The following is a 23,746-nucleotide window of genomic DNA, read 5'->3' as shown; positions in this document are numbered from 1 at the left end:
TTTATGTTATATTCAAGTAAGAATTACTGCTGATACGTATGTGCTAAAGAGTGGGGAAACCCACTCTTTCGTTTGTATTAGGATGATATTCAGTCGTTTACATAGACGTAAAGGAGTGAAAGCATGAGCAAGAAAGTCACTGAGATAGTCGAGGAAATGGCTGCCCCGATCCTCGAAGAATTAAACCTCGAGCTCGTAGAAGTAGAGTATGTAAAAGAGGGCAGAAACTGGTTCCTTAGAGTGTATATCGATAAGGAAGACGGTGTAGATATTGAAGAATGCGGCATTGTTTCTGAAAGATTGAGTGAAAAGCTTGATGAAAAAGATCCCATCTCCAACAACTACTTCCTGGAGGTCTCTTCTCCGGGTGCTGAACGTCCACTTAAAAAAGACAGTGATTTTACGAAGGCAGTCGGTAAAAATGTACATATTAAAACATATGAACCGATTGATAATGAAAAAGAGTTTGAAGGTATCTTAAAAGATTTCACTGGCGACACCGTTAGTATTGAAATTAAAATTAAAACACGCAAAAAGGAAATAACGATTCCTTATGACAAGATTGCCAAGGCAAGATTAGCTATTAGTTTTTCATAAGGGTTACAGTTTGTTAGGAGGGGATTAGTAAAATGAGTAATGAATTACTCGATGCACTGACCATTTTAGAAAAGGAAAAGGGAATCTCCAGGGATGTACTTGTAGAAGCCATTGAAGCAGCTCTTGTATCAGCCTATAAGAGAAATTTCAACCAAGCACAAAATGTACGTGTAGATTTTAATTTGGTGAATGGCTCCATGCGAGTATTTGCACGTAAAGAAATTGTTGATGAAGTTTTTGATTCCCGCCTTGAAATTTCATTGGAAGAAGCAAAAAGTATCAACCCAAATTATGAAGTAGAAGATGTCCTTGAGCTTGAAGTTACACCGAAAAACTTTGGCCGTATCGCAGCTCAAACAGCTAAACAAGTAGTAACACAACGTGTTCGTGAAGCTGAGAGAGGCATTGTATACAACGAGTTTATTGATCGTGAAGAAGATATAATGACTGGTATTGTCCAACGCCGTGATTCAAAATATATTTATGTGGCTCTTGGCAAAACAGAAGCATTGCTTCCAGCGAATGAACAAATGCCGAATGAATCATATCAACCACATGAACGCTATAAGGTATTCCTGACGAAAGTAGAAAAAACATCAAAAGGACCTCAAATTTTTGTGTCTCGTACGCATCCAGGCCTTTTGAAAAGATTATTTGAACTGGAAGTGCCTGAGATTTTTGACGGCACAGTGGAAATTAAATCTGTGGCTCGTGAAGCGGGAGACCGCTCTAAAATATCAGTTTACTCCGATAATCCAGAGGTCGATCCGGTTGGTGCATGCGTAGGTCCTAAAGGGCAACGTGTCCAAGCAATCGTGAACGAACTAAAAGGTGAGAAAATCGATATCGTAAAATGGTCTGAAGATCCGGTTGTTTTCGTAGCCAATGCTTTAAGTCCTTCAAAAGTACTTGAAGTTATTGTGAATGAAGAAGAAAAAGCAACCACGGTCATTGTACCTGATTATCAACTTTCTTTAGCGATTGGTAAACGCGGACAGAACGCTCGGCTTGCTGCAAAGCTTACTGGGTGGAAGATTGATATTAAGAGTGAAACAGATGCGCGTGAAGCAGGGATTTATCCTGTTAATCGCTTAGCTGATAACGAAGATGAAGAAGAACTCGAGTTTACAGGTTTTACATTCGGACTCGATGATGAAAGAGAAGAATGATTCCATTGGTGAGGTGATGATGGTGAACAACCGAAAGAAAGTACCGCTGAGAAAATGTATCGGCACCGGTGAAATGAAACCAAAAAAGGAAATGATCCGGATTGTTCGCTCCAAGGAAGGAGAGGTTTCAATAGATCCAACCGGTAAGAAATCAGGCCGGGGAGCCTATTTAAGCCTATCTGAGGAAGCCATTAAAGCTGCCAAAAAGAAGAACAGCCTATCAAATCATCTGGAGGCAGATATTGATTCTTCTATATATGAAGAACTTTTAATGCTGGCTGCTAAGGAGAACAAATCACGACCATGATACAAAAACAATGGATGTCCCTATTGGGACTCGCATATCGAGCGAGAAAAGTTATTTCCGGGGAAGAATTGGTTATAAAAGAAATACGCTCTCGTCGAGCGAAAATAGTTTTATTATCAAAAGACGCTTCTTTAAATACGGAAAAGAAAATCACCGACAAATGTCATTTTTACAAAGTACCGATTATCAGAGTTGAAAACCGTACTATGCTTGGAGAAGCAATAGGCAAGGATTCAAGAGTGGTAGTTGCTGTACAAGATGATGGATTTGCAAAGAAATTAATCTCCTTGCTCGATTAACTAATTCGGGGGTGAAGGAATGGGTAAAGTACGTGTATATGAATATGCGAAGAAGAACAATGTTTCTAGTAAAGTGGTAATTAATAAACTTAAAGATATGGGTATCGAAGTCAATAATCATATGACGGCTCTTGAGGATCAATCAGTAGAGAAATTAGAAAAACTGTTTAATCCAAAATCAGAGAAGGCAGATACGGGGAAAGTCCAAAATACCAACCAAACTAGAACTAGTCAAAATCAGAACCAGAACCAAAACCGAGGAACTATAAACGGGCAACAAAGCAATCAAGCAAATACTAATCAACAAAGAGGCGGCCAGCAAACTTCTAGGCCAGCTCAAAATACTGCAAGACCTAAACCTGGTGTCACTGGAACGAAGGATACGCAGGTCACTAAACAAAATACAAAGAATAAACCAGCATCTAAGGGTAATGAAGGGAAAAAAAGCGTGCAAGATAATCAAAAAAGAGGTAACTTCAAAAATAACCGAAATAAAAAAAATAACCAACGTCATCAAAGTAAATCAACATATCAACCGGTACCAAGAAAAGAAAGAGAATTACCGGAGAAAATTACGTTTACTGAATCTCTGTCAGTACAGGAATTAAGTAAAAAACTTCACCGTGAACCAAGTGAAATCATTAAGAAGTTATTTATGCTTGGAGTCATGGCAACAATTAACCAAGTATTAGAAAAAGATGCAATTGAACTTATTTGTGCTGATTATGGCGTAGAAGTAGAAGAAATTATTAAGATTGATGTGACAGATCTTGAAGCTGTTATCGCTGATGATGAAAATCCAGACGAGAATACAGTGGAAAGACCGGCTGTAGTTACTATTATGGGTCACGTTGACCATGGTAAAACAACTTTGCTGGATGCAATCCGAAATACGAAAGTCACTGAAGGCGAAGCGGGTGGAATCACGCAGCATATCGGTGCTTATCAAGTAGAGGTTGATGGAAAGAAAATCACATTCCTGGATACACCAGGGCATGCTGCTTTCACAACCATGCGTGCACGTGGTGCGCAAGTAACGGATATTACAATTATCGTTGTAGCTGCTGATGATGGTGTAATGCCACAAACAGTTGAAGCGATTAACCATGCTAAAGCAGCAGAAGTACCAATCATTGTTGCAGTTAACAAGATGGACAAAGAAGGAGCTAATCCTGAACGCGTAAAACAGGAATTGGTTGAAAATGGCCTAGTACCTGAAGAGTGGGGCGGGGATACTATCTTTGTACCAATGTCTGCGAAAAAAGGCGAAGGAATCGATACATTGCTTGAAATGATTTTACTTGTAAGTGAAGTAAATGAATATAAAGCAAATCCTGCCCGTAAAGCAATTGGTACTGTTATTGAAGCGGAATTGGATAAAGGACGTGGGTCTGTCGCTACTTTGCTTGTCCAAAACGGAACACTTCGTATAGGGGATCCAATTGTTGTTGGTGACACTTTTGGTAAAGTACGTGCGATGGTAAATGATTTGGGTCGTCGTGTAAAAGAAGCGGGTCCATCCACTCCAATAGAAATTACTGGATTAAACGATGTGCCTCAAGCAGGAGATCGCTTCGTTGTATTTGAAGATGAAAAAACAGCACGTCAGGTTGGGGAAGCTCGTGCTCAAAAACAAATTTTAGCTTCACGTAATGAGAGTTCCCGTGTAACTCTTGAAAACTTGTTTGATCAATTAAAACAAGGGGAAGTAAAAGAAATAAATATCATTGTAAAAGGTGATGTTCAAGGTTCTGTTGAAGCAGTAGCAGCTTCCTTGCAAAAGATTGAGGTTGAAGGCGTAAAAGTTAAAATTATCCATGCAGGAGTAGGTGCGATCACTGAATCTGATATCATTTTAGCTACGGCCTCCAATGCGATTGTCATTGGCTTTAACGTACGTCCGGATGTCAATGCTAAACGTGCTGCTGAAGCAGAAAAAGTAGATGTGCGTCTTCACAGAATTATTTATAAAGCGATTGAAGAAATTGAAGCGGCGATGAAAGGAATGCTTGATCCTGAATACGAAGAAAAAGTAATCGGGCAGGCTGAAGTTCGTCAAACAATTAAAATCTCTAAAATTGGAACAATTGCCGGAAGTTATGTAACAGACGGTAAGATTACACGTAACAGTGGAATCCGTCTGATTCGAGAAGGCATTGTTATTTTTGAAGGTGAACTGGATACACTAAAACGCTTCAAAGATGATGTGAAAGAGGTAGCTCAAGGTTACGAATGTGGAATAACAATCAAAAACTTTAACGATATTAAAGAAGGCGATGTTATCGAAGCATACGTAATGGAGGAAATTAAAAGAGCATGATTGCTTCAGCAGAATGTGAATGTTTAATTCCGAATGCTCAATCCTTAAAGGATAAAAGAGCAGTTCTGCAGCGCATCATGACTCGTTTAAAACAAAAATTTAATGTCTCTGTCGCTGAAGTTGATTATCAGGATAGGTGGCAACATACGGTGATTGCTATTGTGGTTGTCTCCTCTTCCAAAATCGCGGCTGAAAAGGAGCTGCAGAAGGCATTGGCTTTCCTTGATTCCTTTCCTGAAATGGAAAGGAATTCAACCAATCTAGAATGGCTTTAAAAAGAGGTGAGAATCATGAGCATTAGATCTACACGTGTGGGAGAACAAATGAAAAAAGAGCTAAGTGAGATTATTGGCAGAAAAATTAAAGATCCACGCGTAGGATTTGTGACTGTAACAGATGTTGAAGTATCTGGTGACCTGCAGCAGGCAAAAGTCTATATTTCTGTTCTTGGTGATGCTGAGAAAAGAGAGGATACACTAAAAGGCCTTGCTAAAGCAAAAGGATTTATTCGTTCTGAGCTGGGTCAACGTATTCGCCTGAGAAAAACACCAGAAATTATTTTTGAATTTGATGAATCCATTGATTATGGAAATAGAATTGAAAATCTGTTGCATCAAATTCATTCAGAAGATAAAGATAAACAGGAAGAATAGAGGCAAGGATAGACGTAATGTCTATCCCCTTTTTATATTAAAAATACTATGAGAACTTAGGTGATAGGGATGGATCAGTTAAATGGAATCCTGATTCTCAATAAACCGGCAGGATATACGTCGCATGACTGTATTATAAAAGTAAGAAAAATACTGAAAATGAAAAAAGTCGGGCATACCGGAACCTTAGATCCGGATGTGACCGGAGTATTACCTATATGTCTGGGAAAGGCAACCAGAGTTGCAGAGTACATAACGGATGCAGGTAAAGAATACATAGGTGAAGTGACCATCGGCTGGTCAACCACCACGGAAGACTCTTCTGGTGATATAGTCAATCAGAAGAAAATTGATAGACCAATTAAACGAACTGAGATTATCAGTATTTTAAACTCACTCACAGGAACGATTGTTCAGACGCCTCCTATTTACTCGGCAGTCAAAGTAAATGGAAAGAGGTTGTATGAGTATGCGTTAAAGGGGCAGGAAGTAGAGATTCCATCACGTAAAGTAACCATTTATGAAATTGAGCTATTAGACGACAGAGAGATCTTTGAAGGTGATTCCATTACGTTTTCTTTTCGAGTGTCCTGTGGCAAAGGAACGTATATCAGAACCCTTTCTTGTATGATAGGAGATCAATTAGGCTATCCTGCTCATATGTCTAAGCTCATAAGATCGCGATCAGCCGCTTTTACCTTAAAGGATGCTATAACCCTGGAGCAGCTAGCTGAGCATGCGGAGGAGGGTACAGTCAACGAGGTGCTGAAGCCCATTGAAGAGGGTGTTCCCAACCTGCCATCTTTAGAAGTGTCAAGGGAGGCTTCTGAAAAGGTTCAGAACGGTGCCGTTTTATCAGCTGACTATTTATCTGCAGGGAATATAGAAAGCCCGTTTGCCGTATTTAATGATAAGCAAGAGTTAATAGCTATTTATCAACACCATCCTGAGAAAAAAGGATTGTGTAAACCGGTTAAAGTTATTCCAATTATATAGTATGATAATGATGGAGATTGAAATTAGAGGGGAATAAAGATGAAAATAATCAATATTGCACATCCCCATGATTATCATAGGGGAGACTTTCCGCCACTAGCAGCTGCTCTTGGCTATTTTGATGGCGTTCATATCGGCCATCAAAAGGTGATTGAGACAGCTAAAAAAATTGGTGAAGAAAAAGGGTTGGCGTCAGCGGTGATGACATTTGATCCTCATCCATCTGTCATTTTGAATAAACATATTAAGCATGTGAGACTATTAACTCCCTTGCAGGATAAAATCGATTTAATGGAGAATATGGGAGTGGATTATCTTTTTATTGTCCAATTTACTCCGGATTTTTCGCGTCTTTCACCACAACAGTTTGTCGATGATTATTTACTATCACTCAATATTAAACATGTGGTTGCCGGTTTTGATTATTCCTATGGGCAATATGGAAAAGGTACTATGGAAAACCTTCCGCTTCATTCAAGAGGGGAATTTGATGTCACGACGGTATCCAAACAAGATCTTGGAGATGAGAAAATCAGCTCATCCCGAATTCGCGAAGAATTAATTAATGGTCATACCGAAACCATTCATCAATTACTAAGCAGACACTTCTCCGTTAAAGGGTGTATTGTTGATGGAGAAAAACGGGGAAGGCTATTAGGTTTTCCAACGGCTAATATAAAAGTGGACCCGGATTATTATCTGCCAGGCACAGGGGTTTACTGTGTACGTATGAATGTGCGGGATCATTGGTATAAGGGTATATGTAATGTAGGCTATAAACCTACTTTTCATATGGAAAAAGAAGAGATTCCGACTGTAGAAGTGCATTTATTAGATTTTGAGGCTGATATCTATAAAGAGAGAGTCATCGTCGAATGGCATAAGCGTATCCGTAGTGAACAAAAATTCAATTCTGTGGACGACTTGGTTGCTCAGCTGGAAAAAGATAAAAATTTCGCAATAGAATATTTTGGTTAAAACGAAGCACTTGCTTTTTTAACGAGAAAGTAGTATTCTAATACTCGTATGAAAAGAACCTATCCTTGGCTAAGCGCATCACCAACGTTCGCTCAGGATTAGGGGATTTGAAAATTTTAGGAGGTGAATTAGGATGGCATTAACGCAAGAGCGTAAAAATGAGATCATTAATGAGTACAAAACTCATGAGAGCGACACTGGTTCTCCAGAAGTTCAGATCGCTGTCCTTACTGAACAAATCAACACACTTAACGAACACTTACGCACTCACAAAAAAGATCACCACTCACGTCGCGGTCTTTTAAAAATGGTAGGTAGACGTCGTAACTTACTTACTTATTTGCGTAATAAAGACGTTACACGTTATCGCGAACTAATCAACAAGCTTGGTTTACGCCGATAAACTACTCAGAAAAAGCGGGATTTTTCCCGCTTTTTTGTTATACATAGAGGAGATCATAAAAGTTAGAAGGTATTGGCTTTTTAACTCGATAACTATGGAGTATACTAATATTAATTTGATTCTAAATCCAACAGCTCTTGTCTAAAAGATGAGAAATAGGATAAATTTTGTAAGATTATCGTAAGCAGAGAGGAGCAAAGAATAAATGGAGCAAACAAAACGCACATTTTCTTTTGATTGGGCAGGACGTCCATTAACGGTAGAGATCGGCCAATTAGCAAAGCAGGCCAATGGTGCTGCATTGATTCGTTATGGCGATTCAGCCGTTTTAAGTACAGCAGTAGCTTCAAAAGAACCAAAGAATTTAGATTTCTTCCCATTAACAGTTAGTTATGAGGAAAAATTATATGCAGTAGGTAAAATCCCTGGTGGATTTATTAAACGTGAGGGAAGACCAAGTGAGAAGGCAGTTCTGACAAGTCGACTAATCGACCGTCCGATTCGCCCGCTTTTTGCAGATGGATTCCGTAATGATGTACAAGTAGTAAGTATGGTCCTCAGTGTAGACCAAAACTGTCCTACCGAAATGGCAGCTATGTTTGGTTCCTCATTGGCACTTTGTGTTTCTGATATCCCATTTGAAGGACCGATTGCCGGTGTAATTGTTGGGCGAGTTGATGGTAAATTCGTTATTAACCCAACAGTTGAACAACTTGAAAATAGTGATATTCATTTGACGGTTGCCGGAACAATGGATGCTATTAACATGGTTGAAGCAGGAGCGCAGGAAGTTCCTGAAGAAACAATGCTTGAAGCAATTATGTTTGGACATGATGAAATCAAGAAATTGATTGCATTCCAAAATGAAATTGTGGCAGCTGTCGGTAAAGAAAAACGTGAAGTCACTCTATATGAACTAAATGCAGAGTTGATTGAAGAAATTAAAGGTTTGTGTTTAGAAGAATTGAACACGGCTGTGCAAGTACAAGAAAAACATGCTCGTGAAGATGCGATTAAAGTAGTGAAAGATAAAGTTATCGCTGTTTTTGAAGAAAAAGAAGCGGATGAAGAGACACTTAAACAAGTAAGTGAAATATTGAGTAAATTGGTGAAGGATGAGGTTCGCCGTTTAATTACGGAAGAAAAAGTTCGTCCTGATGGAAGAAACCCAGAAGAAATCCGTCCTTTATCCTCTGAAGTAGGCTTATTGCCTCGTACTCATGGTTCCGGATTATTTACACGCGGACAAACTCAGGCTCTTTCCATTGCTACATTGGGTGCCTTAGGAGACGTACAAATTTTGGACGGGCTTGGTCTTGAAGAGTCTAAGCGCTTCATGCACCACTATAATTTCCCGCATTTCAGTGTTGGTGAAACAGGACCAATCAGAGGACCGGGCAGACGTGAAATCGGACACGGAGCACTTGGTGAAAGAGCGCTTGAGCCGGTTATCCCTAATGAAGTTGATTTCCCATATACAATTCGCCTTGTATCTGAAGTACTTGAATCCAATGGATCTACGTCACAGGCAAGTATTTGTGCAAGTACATTAGCATTGATGGATGCCGGAGTTCCAATTAAAGCACCGGTAGCAGGTATTGCAATGGGTCTTATTAAGCAAGGAGAACATTATACGGTTCTTTCAGATATTCAAGGTATGGAAGATCACCTTGGTGATATGGACTTTAAAGTGGCAGGTACAGCAAAAGGTGTAACCGCACTTCAAATGGATATAAAAATTGCAGGCCTGACTCGTGAAATCCTTGAGGAAGCATTAATGCAAGCTCAAAAAGGAAGAAATCATATTCTGAATCATCTAATGAGCACGTTGAATCAGCCTCGTGAAGAACTTTCTCAATATGCGCCTAAGATTTTAACAATGGCTATTAAACCTGATAAAATCAGAGATGTTATTGGGCCAAGTGGAAAACAAATCAATAAAATTATTGAAGAAACCGGCGTAAAAATTGATATCGAGCAAGATGGTACAATCTATATCGCATCCACTGATCAGTCTATGAATGATAAAGCAAAATCCATTATCGAGGATTTAGTACGCGAAGTGGAAGTTGGTCAAATCTACCTTGGTACGGTGAAACGTATTGAGAAATTTGGATGCTTCGTTGAAATCTTTAAAGGAAAAGACGGTCTTGTCCATATTTCTGAATTGGCAGAAGAACGTGTTGGCAAAGTAGAAGATGTCGTGAAGATTGGTGATGAAATTCTTGTTAAGGTTACTGAAATTGACCGACAAGGAAGAGTTAACCTATCACGTAAAGCGGTTATTAAAGAAGAAAAAGAAAAAGCAGAACAAAAATAAGCATGACGAGTCGGCTAGGAGACATTGGTTTCCTAGTCTTTTAACAATGTTCTTTTGTAAATAAATCTCTATAGTTCTAACCTGTCCTATCCCCTCATACATTTTGTGTGAGGAGGAGAAGTGATGGATAAAAAAATGTCGCAATTTCTTGCATTATGTACCATTTGCGTTATATCATGGGTGGTGGTGCAAAGTCCATTTATGAACCAATATGTGAAGAGCATTCCGAATGGTATGGTTGCTTATGTCACGAATACTAACGATGAACTGTACCAACAAATTGAACAGGCCGCTGAAAGATACAACCAAGAGCCTGTGGATGCTGCCATTGACCGGGTCTGGAAGAAAACACCTGGATACAATGGAACGCGGATAGACATAGAGAAATCGTACCAAAAGATGAAACCTAAAGGGAAATTCCAGGAAAATCAACTTGTTTTCAGAGAAATCAGCCCAAAAGTGCATTTGAAAGACTTATCACCATCACCGATCTACCGTGCAAATCCTAATAAACCTGTTGTATCATTTATCATTAATGTTGCTTGGGGCAATGAGTATATTGAAGGAATGCTGGAAACTTTAAAAAAGTATAAAATTAATGCTACATTTGTTTTGGAAGGGCGCTGGGTAAAAAACAACCCTGAACTTGCCAAAAAAATAGCAGCATCCGGACATGAACTAGGAAATCATTCTTACACACATCCGAATATGCAACATTTATCGGCTGCAGCTGCTGAAAAGGAAATTAAAGAAACCAACCGGGTGATTCAAGAAGTGACAGGTCATACGCCAACATTATTTGGACCTCCAAGTGGAAGTTTTAATGATAAGACAGTACAAATTGCATCAGGGCTTGGTATGGAAACCATTCTCTGGACAGTTGATACAGTAGATTGGAAAAAACCAACACCAGAAGCTTTAACAAAGAGGGTCCTTGACCACATACATAAAGGTGCGCTCATTCTTATGCACCCAACAGAATCAACATCTAAATCATTGGATATATTAATTAAGAACATCGAGAAGCAATATAAGATTGTGCCTGTCAATGAGGCATTCAAGGAAGAACGTGTAAGTCCCTAAGACTTTCCTGTCCCTAATGAGACAGGAAAGATTTTACTGCGCAATTAAAATTTATACATATTGGGTATGGTTATTAGAGGGGCATCATGAATAGGAGGAACATTTGTGATTAAAAAATATACATGTCAAAATGGGGTCCGTGTAGTATTAGAAACGATTCCTACTGTTCGTTCAGTTGCAATTGGGGTTTGGATTAAGACAGGTTCACGGAATGAAGATTCTGTAAACAACGGGATTTCTCATTTTCTGGAGCATATGTTTTTTAAAGGAACAACTACTCGATCTGCGAAAGAAATAGCTGAATCATTTGATCGGATAGGCGGACAGGTCAATGCTTTTACTTCAAAAGAATATACGTGTTACTATGCCAAAGTTTTAGATGACCATGCGCCATATGCATTGGATGTTCTTGGTGATATGTTCTTTAATTCCACATTTGCTGAAGAAGAACTAAAAAAAGAAAAAAATGTGGTTTGTGAAGAAATCAAGATGTATGAAGATACACCTGATGATATTGTTCATGATATTTTAAGCCAAGCTGTTTTTGAAAAACATCCACTTGGTTACCCAATCTTAGGCACAGAAAAAATCCTGGATACAATCAACCCGGAAACATTGAAACAGTATGTGTATGATCACTATACTCCAGATAAGGTTGTAATCTCTGTTGCAGGCAATGTTGATGAAAGCTTTATCAAGCAGGTTGAAAAGTTGTTTGGCAGCTATGAAGGTGGTAAAGCGCGTCCTGAACTGGAAATACCGACCTTCCACGCGAATAAAATTGTTAGAAAAAAGGATACTGAACAAGCTCATCTATGTCTTGGTTTTAACGGGTATGATATAGGTAATGAGAACATTTACAGTCTAATAACATTAAATAATGTGTTAGGCGGATCGATGAGCAGCCGTTTATTCCAGAATGTACGTGAAGAAAAGGGACTTGCTTACAGTGTCTATTCCTATCATACATCCTATCAGGATAATGGTTTAGTTGTGATTTATGGCGGAACGGGAGCCAATCAGGTTCAGGAGCTATTTAACACGATTCAGGACACGCTTGCTGAATTGCGCAATGAAGGGATCACCAGCAAAGAACTCGATAATTGCAAAGAGCAATTGAAAGGCAGTCTGATGTTAAGTTTAGAAAGCACCAATAGCCGAATGAGTCGCAATGGGAAAAATGAGCTCTTACTGGGAAGACACCGATCACTTGATGACATAATTGAATTAATCGATGCTGTTTCTGTTAACAGCGTAAATGATTGCATCGGAGATATATTTACAGACTCCTATGCAGCCGCTTTAGTTGGCCCGCAAGATAAGTGGAACTTATAATGATTTAATGATAAAGGAAAAAATATTTTCTGAAAAAGGTACTGAAAATAAGTACCTATGCAGAAAATAAGATAGAAAGAATGAACTGCCCCTCCAATTAGTTAGTAATTGGAGGGGCAGTTTTTCTTTGATGCAAAGTTAGAAAGTGAGAGGAAAATTACCCTAATCCATTAAAGTGATTATAGGGTAATTATACGTATGAGGCTCAAAGACATTGTCCATTTTGGTAAATCTACTTTTAAAAAATCCTATACCTGTTACACCACGACAATTGAATCGATTACTCTAGATGGGGAAAACACTTTCTTCCTCGTTTAGCATTGAATATATAGAGACTAGATTTGTCCATTTATCTAGGGCTGCTTTTGGTTTAGCTCCAATCTTTAAAAATCATACATTCAGAGCGAACTGGACTATTGATTTTTAATCAAAAGTCTCAATAAATCGCTGTGCAACTTTTGAAAGAGGTCGATCACGGGCCCAAAGGAGAGAAATCTTATTTAGTAGTGTACAATCATCAATCTCAATGATATCAATATTATCTAAAGGATAAATGGAAATAGTTGACTTAGGCAGGACTGCTGCTCCTATGCCCGTGGCGACAAAGGAAAATAGAATGGAAGCGTCTGGACATTCGCAAACGATGTTCGTTTTAATACCTTGTTTAACACAGGCGTTATGGAAGGCGCTGTAAGTTCCATAAGGGTTGTCCCTAACTACCATTATTAAGGGGATCTCTTCAAGATCCTTCATGCATATTGAAGTTTGATTTGGGCTCCACCCCCATTTGCTAGGAACAAATAATACGTAGGGATCTACTTGCAAAGTTCTTGATTCATAATCTACATGTAGGTCTAGAGTGGAACGAACAATCGCTAGTTCTACCATTCTCTCTTTTACATACTCTACAACTTGATAGGGATGGCCATCTAAAATGCGAAAAGTAACGAGCGGATATTGATCTAGGAAAGATTGAATTCTATGTGGAAGATATGTAACCGCGCAAGTCTTGGCTGTACCGATTGGAAGACATCCCCGTAGACCCTCACCGGTTTCTTTGACTTCGGTTAAAGTATTATCAATTTGATGTAAAATACTAATTGCTCGCTTGTATAGTAAATAACCGGCCTCTGTTAATTCAACACTTCGACTGTTGCGGATAAATAAATTGGTTCCTAGTTCTTCTTCCATCAACTTTAACTGTTGGCTTAAGGGAGGTTGAGCCATATTTAATTTTTTTGCAGCACGCGTAATTTGACCTTCATTCGATACAGTCACAAAATACCGTAGTTGGCGTATATCCATCCTTAATCACCTATCCATATTTTAATCGTATCGCACATCTATAAAAAAGATATTAGAAATATAGTATAAGGGATGTTAACATAAATGTAAATAATATTCAGAATATTTACAATTAAAAGTGTTTTTGAGTGCAATGGATAAACGGGATCGAAAAGGAGTGAAAATGGAGGGGATTGGGTTGTTAGTGTATTTGAATTTTATAGCCTTTTTAGTTGTCACTTGTTATACCTTATATCTATTTTTTCAAATTGTATATAGTCGATATCAGTTTGTAAAACTTGGCAAGAAACCTGCTTTTGAGCTGAATCTCAAAGCGCGGCTTAATTCTGTGTTGATTAATGGATTTGGACAAAAGAAATTGTTTAAAGATAAAAAAAGTGGTCTGATGCATTTCATTCTATTTTATGGCTTTTTTGTTATCCAAATTGGTCTAATTGAAATTATCATCAAGGGATTTATTAAGGGGTACGAGTTACCCTTAGGTGATGTGCATAAATATTTTAGTCTAATGCAAGAATGGACCACGTTTCTTATGCTGTGTGCAGTATGCTATGCATTTTATCGTCGTTATATCGAAAAATTAAAGCGCTTACAATTGGGGAGGGATAGCAAAGCAGCTATCGTCATTATTGCTTTAATCACGCTAACCTTATCCATCCTGCTAACATTGGGTTTTGAAAGTATTATGCTCGGAAAAGAGCCCAATTTTGTTTATGCACCATTTTCCGGAGCAATTACGGCTGCTTTCTCAGGATTAGGTACAACAACTGCAACTGTAATATTCTATTTGTTTTGGTGGGTGCATCTGCTCACGGTCTTATCCTTCATGGTATTTGTTCCGCAGTCGAAGCAAGCACATGAGTTGTTTGCAATGTTCAATTTGTTTTTTAAGAAAACAGTTCATGTTGGAAAATTAAAAAAGATTGATTTTGAAGACGATGAGGCAGAGGAATTCGGGGTTGGGAAAATTGAGGATTTCACCCAGCAGCAGTTGATTGACCTATATGCATGTGCTGAATGTGGGAGGTGCACTAATATGTGTCCAGCTTCGGGCACAGGAAAAACCTTGTCACCTATGGAAATTATTGTTAAAATGAGAAATCATTTGACGGAAAGGGGAGCCGCCATCACATCCAGAACACCCTGGATGCCAGCATTTGCTTTTAAAGATGCTAAAGCCAACCAATTTGCTATGAAGTCGAATGCATACTCAGAGGTAGCAACTGCAATTGAAACGCCAAATCTTATTGGGGATATCATCACTGAGGAAGAAATATGGGCTTGTACCACATGTCGCAACTGTGAAGATCAATGCCCGGTAATGAATGAACATGTAGATAAGATTATTGATATGCGACGTTTTTTAGTCATGACTGAAGGGAAGATGCCAGCTGAAGCTTCACGATATTTTCAAAATATTGAGAGACAAAACAATCCATGGGGAATTAACCGAAATGACCGTATCAAATGGCGTGAGGGAATGGAGGATGTGATTAAGACTGTTACTGAAACGTCTGAATATGATGTAATTTTCTGGGTAGGTTCTATGGGTTCGTTTGATATGCGGAGCCAAAAGATTTCCCGATCACTTGCGCGTCTTCTGCACAAGGCTGGTGTAAAATTCGCAATTCTTGGTAATGAGGAAGGGAATTCTGGAGACACGGCCAGGCGAATGGGGAATGAGTATTTATTTCAGGAACTATGCACACATAATATTGAGATTTTCGAAAAATATGATGTTAGGAAAATTGTAACGACCGACCCACACGCTTTTAACACCTTTAAAAATGAGTATCCTGAATTCGGTTTAGAAGCAGAAGTTCTTCATCATACACAACTACTGGGTGAGTTGATAAAAGAAGGAAGGTTGAAACCTATCAGGCAAGTCCAAGAGAAAATTGCCTATCATGATTCTTGTTATATAGGACGTTACAACGATATTTATGATTTTCCGAGAGCAATACTTGATGCCATCCCAGGAATAGAAATGCTAGAGCTGGAACGTAACCGAGAGGATGCTCTTTGTTGTGGAGCTGGTGGAGGAAGGATGTGGATGGAGGAGACGGAAGGAACAAGAATGAATATTGTTCGAGCAGAAATGGCACTTCGAACCAACCCTACAGTCATTGGCAGTAATTGTCCTTATTGCTTAACCATGTTCAGCGACAGTACTAAGGCTAAGGAAGTTGAGGCGTCGGTGCAAACTTTGGATATTGCTGAAATCCTTGAAAAATCAATACAATTTTAATAGAAAGATGGAAAGGTGAGGAGTTAATGGGCGATTTATACCAAAGAGAGAACTATACGAGTTCAGATGCACTACTGGAAGCACTTCAGGAAATGGGAGTATCATACTTATTTTGCAATTTAGGTAGCGATCATCCTTCTATTATAGAAGCATTAGCAATAGCAAAAGAAGAACAGAGGGAACTTCCAAAGGCTATTATTTGCCCGCATGAAAGCGTGGCTTTATCAGCAGCCCAAGGATATGCGATGAGTTCTGGACGAGCGCAAGGTGTAATTATACATACGGACGTTGGTACGCAAAATTTAGGTGGTACTGTTCACAATGCTTTTCGGTGTCGTGTCCCAGTGTTCATCTTCGCAGGAGAGACCCCGTTTACCATGGAAGGTGAGCTTTCAGGAAGTCGAAATTCGTTTGTGAATTTTCTGCAAAATGTATATGATCAGCGAGGGATAATTCGGTCTTATGTCAAATGGGAATCTGATATCAGAACAGGAAAAAACATTAAACAGCTGATATATCGAGCGATGCAGATGGCATGTAGCGATCCGGCTGGACCTGTTTATTTGACCGGGGCTAGGGAAGTGCTTGAGGAAAAGGTTAAAAAACTACCTGATTCTTCTTCTCAATGGAAATTAATTGAACCTGCTTCAGTACCCCTTTCCGGGATTCGGGAAATTATTAGTGTTTTAGCAGAATCTAGTAATCCTCTTATTATTACTTCATATCTAGGAAGGAATAAGAAAGCAGTAGCAAAATTAGTGGAATTTTGTGAAGCACTGGCCATACCACTTGTGGAGCAAAATCCGTCCTATATGAATTTTCCGAGAGATCATCATCTGCACCAAGGATACAATCCAAATGTTTTTATTCAGGAAGCTGATGTTATCATTGCCTTGGATACGGATGTTCCTTGGTTATCCACACAAGTTCAACCCAAGGAAGACTGTAAAGTTTATTACCTTGATATAGATCCAATTAAGGAAGAAATACCTCTTTGGCATATACCTGCATTAAAGAATTATCGGGTCGATGTTTATGAATCCCTAAATCAGCTGAATGATTATCTCAAACATGTGAATTTGAAAAAAGAATTAATTCAGGAAAGATTAAACCGTTTAACTGAGCATCATGAGAAGCAACGTAAAGCATGGAAGCAACTGGAATATTATGAAAGCGCAATCATTACACCTGAATGGTTGTTGGCTTGCTTAAGAAATGTAATTGATGAAGACACTATCATTTTGGATGAATCGATTACAAATACGTTGGCAGTAACGAAGCACTTGCCTCGTTCAAAGCCAGGTACCTATTTTGGAAGTGGAGGTACGTCCTTGGGATGGAATGGGGGTGCTGCAATTGGAATGAAACTAGCAGAGCCGACAGAAACTGTAGTGTCCTTATCAGGTGACGGTTCCTATCTTTTCAGTATACCGTCTTCTGTCCATTGGATGTCACGTCGATACCAAGCTCCTTTTTTAACAGTGATTTTTAACAATGAAGGCTGGAATGCAACGAAAATGAATCTATTAAAACGCTATCCAGAAGGCACAGCTAAGCAAACGGATCGATACTGGGTAAATTTTGATCAATCGGCAGATTTGGCGAAAATTGCCGAGGCTTCAGGAGGTAGCTATGCCAGAACAGTGTGGAATCCCCAAGAGCTGCAGGATGTGTTGTGTCAAGCTATCAGTGAAGTGAAAAATGGAAGGTCTGCTGTTGTAGATGTACGCTTGGCTAAAATTTCACATCAAGTAGATTAATTTCAGTATTAGGAGAAGAGAGAACTAAACTTGTTGTTGGTTTTGGATATTCATATTTATTGAGGAGGTCGTTGGTTAATGAAAAAAATGATGGTAGGATTGTTACTTTTACTAATTACTTTAAGTGGTTGCGGCAAGAACTCTTCACTTGCTGGAGATAGCAAGGCCGCACTCGATTATCCCAAAAAAACGATCGAAATCATCGTGCCATTTTCACCTGGTGGTGCAACTGATGTGGGGGCTCGAATATTAGAAAAATATCTGCCAAAGCATATGCCTAATGCTCAATTCGTGGTTGTCAACAAGCCAGGAGGAAGCGGAACCATTGCAATTACAGATTTGTATGCTTCCAAGCCTGATGGATACACTCTTGCATTGTCCACTCACCGTGCAATCGCTGTGGCCCCTCTATATGGAAAAACAAAATATTCGCATGACAGCTTTCAGCCGGTAGCCAAAGTTTTTGGCAACCAGCAAATTATGGTGGTTAAAGGGGATGCCCCTTGGGACAATTTCGAGGATTGGTTAGATTACGTGGAAAAGAACCCAGGGAAATTCTCATATGGAGTAAGCGGAGGAATTGGTTCAGGTGCTCATCTGCCAATGGCAGAACTTGAAATGATGGAAGATCTTGAAGCTAAACCAGTGCCGTTTGAAGGTACACCTCCTGCGATAACTGGAGTGTTAGGAGGACATGTCCAGGGAGCCGTACTACAGCCGAGCGATGTTTTACCTATGATTGAATCTGGAGAATTAAAGGCCATTTTTAATGCAGGGAGTGAACCTGTTCCTTATTTACCAGATATTCCATTATTAAAAGATAAAGGATTTGATATTACGTTTGATTCTAATACTTCTTTAGTAGCACCGAAAGACACACCGAAAGAGATTGTGTCCATGCTTGAGGAAGCAATAGAAAAAACTATGAAGGATCCGGAGGTTATTGAAGCATTCAAGAAAGCTAGCCTTCAGGTTCAATTTCATAATGGTGAATATGTACAAAAAGAACTTAACGATGAGAATGGAAAATCATCAAAAATATTGAAGAAGCTGAACCTGATTAAATAACTTGCACATTGAACAATCAATCGGGCATCAATGTTAAAGCCCAGCATGTCAGCAAAATTATTCATACTATTTATATTAAAGTTATTATTTTTTCTCCTTTTTGCTAGTCATGATATTGACTGTGCCGATATGAGATTTGTCAATAATAAAGCGGTTTAGGTGGTGATGGAAGGTGACTTTTTATACTAGGCACAAGAAATGGATAGTAGAGCTAACTTTCAAAACTTATTTATAAGGGGGATGTGAATGAGAAAATTGTGGTTGGGTTCTTGTATTGCTCTAATACTAATTAGTGTTGGTTGCTCCAATTTGAATTCCAGACAGACATCAAATGATGAATCTGTAAAAGGGGCAGCAAACATCGATTATCCGAAGAAGCCGATTGAGATTCTCGTTCCATATGCAGCGGGCGGTTCGACCGATATTGGTGCAAGGATTATTAGTGAATACTTACCGAAATATTTACCAGAGGCAGAGCTTGTTGTTGTGAACAAGCCCGGTGGGGGAGGAACAATCGGCATTACTGATTTATATAAATCAAATCCGGATGGCCATAAAATAGCGATGACAACGCACCGTGTAGTTACGTTACAACCTCTTTATGGAAAAACTATTTATCAGCATGATAGCTTCCAGCCAATTGCGAATGTTTTTAGTAACCAACAATTAGTAGTTGTAAAAGCGGATGCACCGTGGAAGACATTTGAGGACTGGCTAGATTATGTACAAAGTAATCCGGGTCAATTTACGTATGGGATAAGTGCAGGAATTGGTTCTGGTGCGCACTTACCAATGGCTGATTTAGAAATGAATGCGGACCTTACTATGGAGCCTGTGGCATTCGATGGTACGGCTCCGGCCATTTCAGCATTGCTTGGAGGACATGTTCAAAGCATCGTTGCACAGCCAATTGATGTAAAGGGGTATTTAGAGTCTGGTGAACTTCGAGCGCTTTTCAATATTGGTAGTACTCCTGTGCCGTACTCAGAGGATACGCCAATTTTAAAGGAAAAAGGCTTTGACATTGTGTACGACAGTCATACCATCTTGATTGCACAGAAAGATGTACCAGCTGGAATTATTCGAAAATTACAAAGTGCAGTACAAAAGACGTTAAATGATCCAGATGCTATAGCTCAATTCGAGAAGGTGAATATCCAAGTTAATTATCAATCTGCTGAATTTGTTCAAGAAGAATTAAATAAAGAGAATGAAAGATTGAAAGAGGTTCTTGAAAATATTGGATTAATCAAATAAAAATACTGGAGGGCAACTATATGGATTTTTTTGAAAAAGTAGTTATTATTACGGGTGCGGGTTCAGGTATTGGCAGAGCAGCAGCACGTCAATTTTCTAAGCGTGGAGCAAAAGTGGTTGTAGCTGATATCAATGAACAAGCAGCCCTTGAGACTGCAGAATTGATTCAGGCTAATAACGGGCAAGCTGCTGCCTTCAGATGTAATATTATGAATAAAAATGAAGCAAATGCTATGGTTGATTTTGCTATTAGCACATTTGATGCTGTAGATATTTTGGTTAATAATGCAGGAATTGGCGTGAAGGCAAGAAATTCTGAAGAAACAAGTGAGGAAGAGTTGGATCGTCTGATCGGTGTTAACCTGAAGGGGGTATATTTTGGTTGTCAAGCTGTCATTCCTTATATGAAAAAGAAAGGGACTGGCGTCATTATTAATACGGCTTCAGCCAGCGGCTTGAGACCGCGTTCCGGCAATGCCATGTATTCGGCAACCAAAGGTGCGGTTATTACATTAACCAAAGCCCTAGCGATTGAATTGGCTCCTTTCGGTATTCGGGTAACCGGGGTTAATCCAGTGGCTGTTGAAACGAATGTATTAACCCAATTGATGGGAGAGAAAGGTACAGAATCGCACCGCATCCGTAGTGAGAGAATGATCAATTCAATTCCACTCGGCAAGCTTGCATCACCTGATGATATTGCGAATGCAATGGTCTTTTTAGCCTCCGAAGCAGCATCTATGGTAACCGGTAGCTTCATTGATGTAGACGGAGGAAGAGGTATATAGTTGTCTAATATAGTTATGGAGGTTAACTACAATGAAATTATTAAAATTATATATTAACGGTGAATGGAAAGATTCTGCTTCTGGTGAAATGTTCGAATCGATCAACCCGGAAACGTTGCAAGCTGTAGCTAAAGTACCTCGGGGTAAAAAAGAGGATATTGATATTGCTGTAAGGGCTGCACGGAGTGCTTTTGAATCAGCAGAGTGGAGTGACATGTTACCGGCAAAGCGAGGCCGCATTTTGCTACAACTGGCGCAAATCATCAGAAATAATAAGAATGAACTCGCGGATTTGGAAGTATTGGATACAGGTCGTCCATTAACGATAGCTCAATCTGGTGTAGAGCTTGCTGCCCGGTACTTTGAATATTATGGCGGTGTAGCAGATAAGATACTAGGTGAAACGATACCCGTTCGCCATGATTTTCTGGATTATACGATTCGAGAACCGGTAGGTGTTACGGCTCATATTGTTCCGTGGAATTATCCAACGCAAATGACCGCACGAAGTGTTGCTCCTGCTTTGGCTGCCGGAAATACTGTAATAATTAAGCCAGCAGAAGATACACCGATGACGACATTAAAATTGGCAGAGCTTGCGGAATTGGCAGGTGTACCCAAAGGCGTTTTCAATGTAGTAACAGGCTTTGGATATGAAGCAGGAGCAGCCCTAGCTTCGCATTCGGACATAAATCATATTACATTTACCGGGTCTGTTGAAACCGGTTCTAATGTGATGCGTAGTGCGTCAGATAACATTGTTACATTAACACTAGAACTGGGCGGGAAATCTCCACAAATCATCTTTGCAGATGCCGATTTGGAGGATGCTGCCCGAAATGTTGTGCGCTCCATTACCCGCAATGCCGGTCAAACCTGTGCGGCAGGATCCAGATTGCTAGTTGAAAAGAGTATTCATGAACAATTCGTTCAGCTTGTTAAGTCGTTGATGGATAAATTAACCTATGGAACTTCTTATGATAATCCGGATTTATCCCCGGTTATTTCAGAAAAGCAAATCAATCGAATAGAACATTATATCGATTTGGCGGTACAAGAGGGATCTCATATTGTAAGAGGTGGTAAACGGAAAGAAGAAGGAAAGTTGATTTTTGAACCAACAATAATTGATCATTTGCCGAAGACGAGCCCCTTGTTGGTAGAGGAGATATTTGGTCCGGTACTGGTTGTGCAACCATTTGATAGTTTGGAAGATGCACTCGAGATTGCCAACAATACACCTTATGGATTAGCGGCCTATATCCATACGAAAAACGTCCATAAGGCTCATTGGTTGGCTAGAAAAATACGTGCAGGACAAATCTTTATTAACAGTACCGGAGTACCTGAGGGTGGAGCAGAGCTACCGTTCGGTGGTGTTGGGAAAAGCGGTTATGGAAGGGAAAAGGGAATGGAAGCTTTAAAACACTACACTCAGCTAAAAAATGTGACATTGAAAATTAACTCGTAAACCTAGGAGGAACTTTATGAGGACTGTTGATGTATCGGTAGTTATCAATGAAAGCAAATTTTCCCGTTATCACTACCTATTAGTATTCTGGTGTTCTATACTAGTCTTTTTTGATGGAATAGAGCTGGGACTAATTGGTGCAATTTCGACTTCAGTAATGGAGGAATGGTCTTTAAATTCAGTTCAACTTGGCGCTTTATCAAGTTATACAGCATTTGGGATGATTCTTGGAGGATTACTATTTGGACCTTTAGGAGATCGAGTGAGTCGGAAATATATTATTATAACAAGTACTTTTCTGTACAGCTTTTTTACTCTTATGGGTGCATTCTCTCAAGGGATTATTGATTTTAGTATATATCGTTTTATAGCAGGAATTGGTATGGGAGGAGTTGTTCCGACAACTTTGGGTTTACTATCTGATATTTCTCCACTTAAAAATCGTTCATTCTCACTTACAATTGCCACTGCTTCTATTGGATTGGGATCTATGGTTGCAAGTCTTTTAGCTATTTTCTTGCTTCCTGAATTTGGATGGAGATCGCTGTTTTTTGTAGGTTCTGTACCGATTTTATTATTGCCCTTCCTTATAAAAAAATTGCCAGAATCACCTATTATTCTTTTTAAGAAACAAAAATTTGAAGAATTATCAAATACATTAAACGATATTGAAAATATAAAGACCTATACTGCCGAAGATAAATATTATGTCGAATTGACACCCCAAACTAAGGTTCCTTATACAGCATTATTTCAAAATAAGAGATCATTTGATACACTGCTCATTTGGTTAACATGTATATGTTCTTATATAGTATCGTTTGGCTTAACTGCATGGCTACCAAATTTAATGGTAAGAGCAGGCTATCCATTAACTTCAAGTTTGTTATTTTCAGTTGTACTAGGATTAGGAGCATTGATTGGTAGCTTAACAGGGGGGAAAATAGCGGAAAGAATCGGCTTGAAAAAAGTAGTAGTATTCTCCTTTATACTAGGAGGAATATCCCTATGTTTACTTAGTATAAACGTTAGTAGCACAGTGTTTTTATATTCTATCTTTTTTATTATTGGTTGCGGAACAACAGGATCGACAAATTTACTACTAGCTTTTTGCTCCCAGTTTTATCCGTCAGAAATTCGTTCAACAGGAATAGCATCAGCAAACATAATGGGAAGAGTAGGCTCATTAACTGGCCCGTTCTTTGGGGGAATTATTATATCACTAAATTTTTCTACCTTAACAAGCTTTGCGGCATTTGGAATTGTTGTTTTGATTGCTGCTTTATCACTTTCTGCGGTTAGGGCTCCGAAAGAAAGTTCACAGGTTAATTCTGTTGATACTAGTACAATCAAAACGAATTAAATATCGGAATATTTTGTAAATCGAAA

General features: G+C 39.1%; 21 protein-coding genes. 20 read left to right on the top strand and 1 reads right to left on the bottom strand.

Annotation, left to right across the window (positions count from 1 at the left end; genetic code table 11):
* Positions 1-123 precede the first annotated feature (123 nt).
* The 13 genes from rimP to AC58NB_RS03355 all read left to right on the top strand — a co-directional run bounded on the left by rimP (position 124) and on the right by AC58NB_RS03355 (position 12,460).
* Positions 124-597 (top strand): ribosome maturation factor RimP, encoded by a 474-nt coding sequence (rimP, locus tag AC58NB_RS03415; RefSeq protein WP_497425417.1) that lies wholly within the window; start codon positions 124-126, stop codon positions 595-597.
* 32 nt (positions 598-629) lie between these two features.
* The gene (gene nusA, locus AC58NB_RS03410; RefSeq protein WP_497425416.1) at positions 630-1,766 is read left to right on the top strand and encodes a transcription termination factor NusA; all 1,137 of its coding nucleotides are present in this window, start codon (positions 630-632) and stop codon (positions 1,764-1,766) included.
* Positions 1,750-2,073, top strand: coding sequence for an RNase P modulator RnpM (rnpM, locus tag AC58NB_RS03405; RefSeq protein ID WP_497425415.1), 324 nt, complete (start codon positions 1,750-1,752; stop codon positions 2,071-2,073). Before nusA ends, rnpM begins: the two co-directional genes overlap by 17 nt.
* Positions 2,070-2,372, top strand: a complete 303-nt coding sequence (locus AC58NB_RS03400; protein ID WP_497425414.1) for a YlxQ family RNA-binding protein — start codon at positions 2,070-2,072, stop codon at positions 2,370-2,372. The genes rnpM and AC58NB_RS03400 overlap by 4 nt, the downstream gene beginning before the upstream one ends.
* A gap of 19 nt (positions 2,373-2,391) precedes the next feature.
* Positions 2,392-4,692 (top strand): translation initiation factor IF-2, encoded by a 2,301-nt coding sequence (gene infB / locus AC58NB_RS03395; protein ID WP_497425413.1) that lies wholly within the window; start codon positions 2,392-2,394, stop codon positions 4,690-4,692.
* Positions 4,689-4,967, top strand: coding sequence for a DUF503 domain-containing protein (locus tag AC58NB_RS03390; protein ID WP_497425412.1), 279 nt, complete (start codon positions 4,689-4,691; stop codon positions 4,965-4,967). Before infB ends, AC58NB_RS03390 begins: the two co-directional genes overlap by 4 nt.
* A gap of 15 nt (positions 4,968-4,982) precedes the next feature.
* Positions 4,983-5,345 carry a 30S ribosome-binding factor RbfA gene (gene rbfA, locus AC58NB_RS03385; RefSeq protein ID WP_497425411.1) on the top strand — a complete coding sequence of 121 codons (363 nt, stop codon included), beginning with the start codon at positions 4,983-4,985 and terminating at the stop codon, positions 5,343-5,345.
* A 69-nt stretch (positions 5,346-5,414) separates the two neighbouring features.
* The gene (gene truB, locus AC58NB_RS03380; protein ID WP_497425410.1) at positions 5,415-6,341 is read left to right on the top strand and encodes a tRNA pseudouridine(55) synthase TruB; all 927 of its coding nucleotides are present in this window, start codon (positions 5,415-5,417) and stop codon (positions 6,339-6,341) included.
* Between the two features lie 39 nt (positions 6,342-6,380).
* On the top strand, positions 6,381-7,319 hold the full coding sequence (gene ribF, locus AC58NB_RS03375; RefSeq protein WP_497425409.1) for a bifunctional riboflavin kinase/FAD synthetase: 939 nt from the start codon (positions 6,381-6,383) through the stop codon (positions 7,317-7,319).
* A 133-nt stretch (positions 7,320-7,452) separates the two neighbouring features.
* Entirely contained in the window at positions 7,453-7,722 is a 270-nt protein-coding gene (gene rpsO, locus AC58NB_RS03370; protein ID WP_497425408.1) for a 30S ribosomal protein S15, read from the top strand.
* A gap of 205 nt (positions 7,723-7,927) precedes the next feature.
* The gene (gene pnp, locus AC58NB_RS03365) at positions 7,928-10,042 is read left to right on the top strand and encodes a polyribonucleotide nucleotidyltransferase (protein ID WP_497425407.1); all 2,115 of its coding nucleotides are present in this window, start codon (positions 7,928-7,930) and stop codon (positions 10,040-10,042) included.
* Positions 10,043-10,165: 123 nt separating this feature from the next.
* Complete coding sequence (locus AC58NB_RS03360) at positions 10,166-11,125, top strand: polysaccharide deacetylase family protein (protein ID WP_497425406.1); 960 nt, start codon at positions 10,166-10,168, stop codon at positions 11,123-11,125.
* A 105-nt stretch (positions 11,126-11,230) separates the two neighbouring features.
* Entirely contained in the window at positions 11,231-12,460 is a 1,230-nt protein-coding gene (locus tag AC58NB_RS03355) for a M16 family metallopeptidase (protein WP_497425405.1), read from the top strand.
* A gap of 423 nt (positions 12,461-12,883) precedes the next feature.
* Here AC58NB_RS03355 and AC58NB_RS03350 read toward each other — a convergent pair whose 3' ends face one another.
* Positions 12,884-13,765 (bottom strand): LysR family transcriptional regulator, encoded by an 882-nt coding sequence (locus AC58NB_RS03350; protein ID WP_497425404.1) that lies wholly within the window; start codon positions 13,763-13,765, stop codon positions 12,884-12,886.
* 178 nt (positions 13,766-13,943) lie between these two features.
* On the opposite strand from AC58NB_RS03350, the gene AC58NB_RS03345 reads away from it, so the two are divergent.
* From AC58NB_RS03345 to AC58NB_RS03315, 7 genes are all read left to right on the top strand, one after another.
* The gene (locus AC58NB_RS03345; RefSeq protein ID WP_497425403.1) at positions 13,944-16,013 is read left to right on the top strand and encodes a (Fe-S)-binding protein; all 2,070 of its coding nucleotides are present in this window, start codon (positions 13,944-13,946) and stop codon (positions 16,011-16,013) included.
* A 26-nt stretch (positions 16,014-16,039) separates the two neighbouring features.
* Positions 16,040-17,773: a thiamine pyrophosphate-requiring protein gene (locus AC58NB_RS03340; protein ID WP_497425402.1), complete on the top strand. Its 1,734-nt coding sequence runs from the start codon at positions 16,040-16,042 to the stop codon at positions 17,771-17,773.
* Positions 17,774-17,851: 78 nt separating this feature from the next.
* Positions 17,852-18,841, top strand: a complete 990-nt coding sequence (locus AC58NB_RS03335) for a Bug family tripartite tricarboxylate transporter substrate binding protein (protein WP_497425401.1) — start codon at positions 17,852-17,854, stop codon at positions 18,839-18,841.
* A 246-nt stretch (positions 18,842-19,087) separates the two neighbouring features.
* Complete coding sequence (locus AC58NB_RS03330) at positions 19,088-20,098, top strand: tripartite tricarboxylate transporter substrate binding protein (protein WP_497425400.1); 1,011 nt, start codon at positions 19,088-19,090, stop codon at positions 20,096-20,098.
* Positions 20,099-20,118: 20 nt separating this feature from the next.
* A complete protein-coding gene (locus AC58NB_RS03325; protein ID WP_497425399.1) occupies positions 20,119-20,886 on the top strand; it encodes an SDR family oxidoreductase in 768 nt (255 codons plus the stop codon).
* 31 nt (positions 20,887-20,917) lie between these two features.
* A complete protein-coding gene (locus AC58NB_RS03320; protein WP_497425398.1) occupies positions 20,918-22,357 on the top strand; it encodes an aldehyde dehydrogenase family protein in 1,440 nt (479 codons plus the stop codon).
* A 16-nt stretch (positions 22,358-22,373) separates the two neighbouring features.
* The gene (locus AC58NB_RS03315; protein WP_497425397.1) at positions 22,374-23,720 is read left to right on the top strand and encodes an MFS transporter; all 1,347 of its coding nucleotides are present in this window, start codon (positions 22,374-22,376) and stop codon (positions 23,718-23,720) included.
* Positions 23,721-23,746: the final 26 nt, after the last annotated feature.

The organism is Pradoshia sp. TA40_28, from assembly GCF_059694525.1.
Note: the sequence above shows the minus strand (reverse complement) of the source record. Positions and strands in the feature narration are given on the sequence as shown.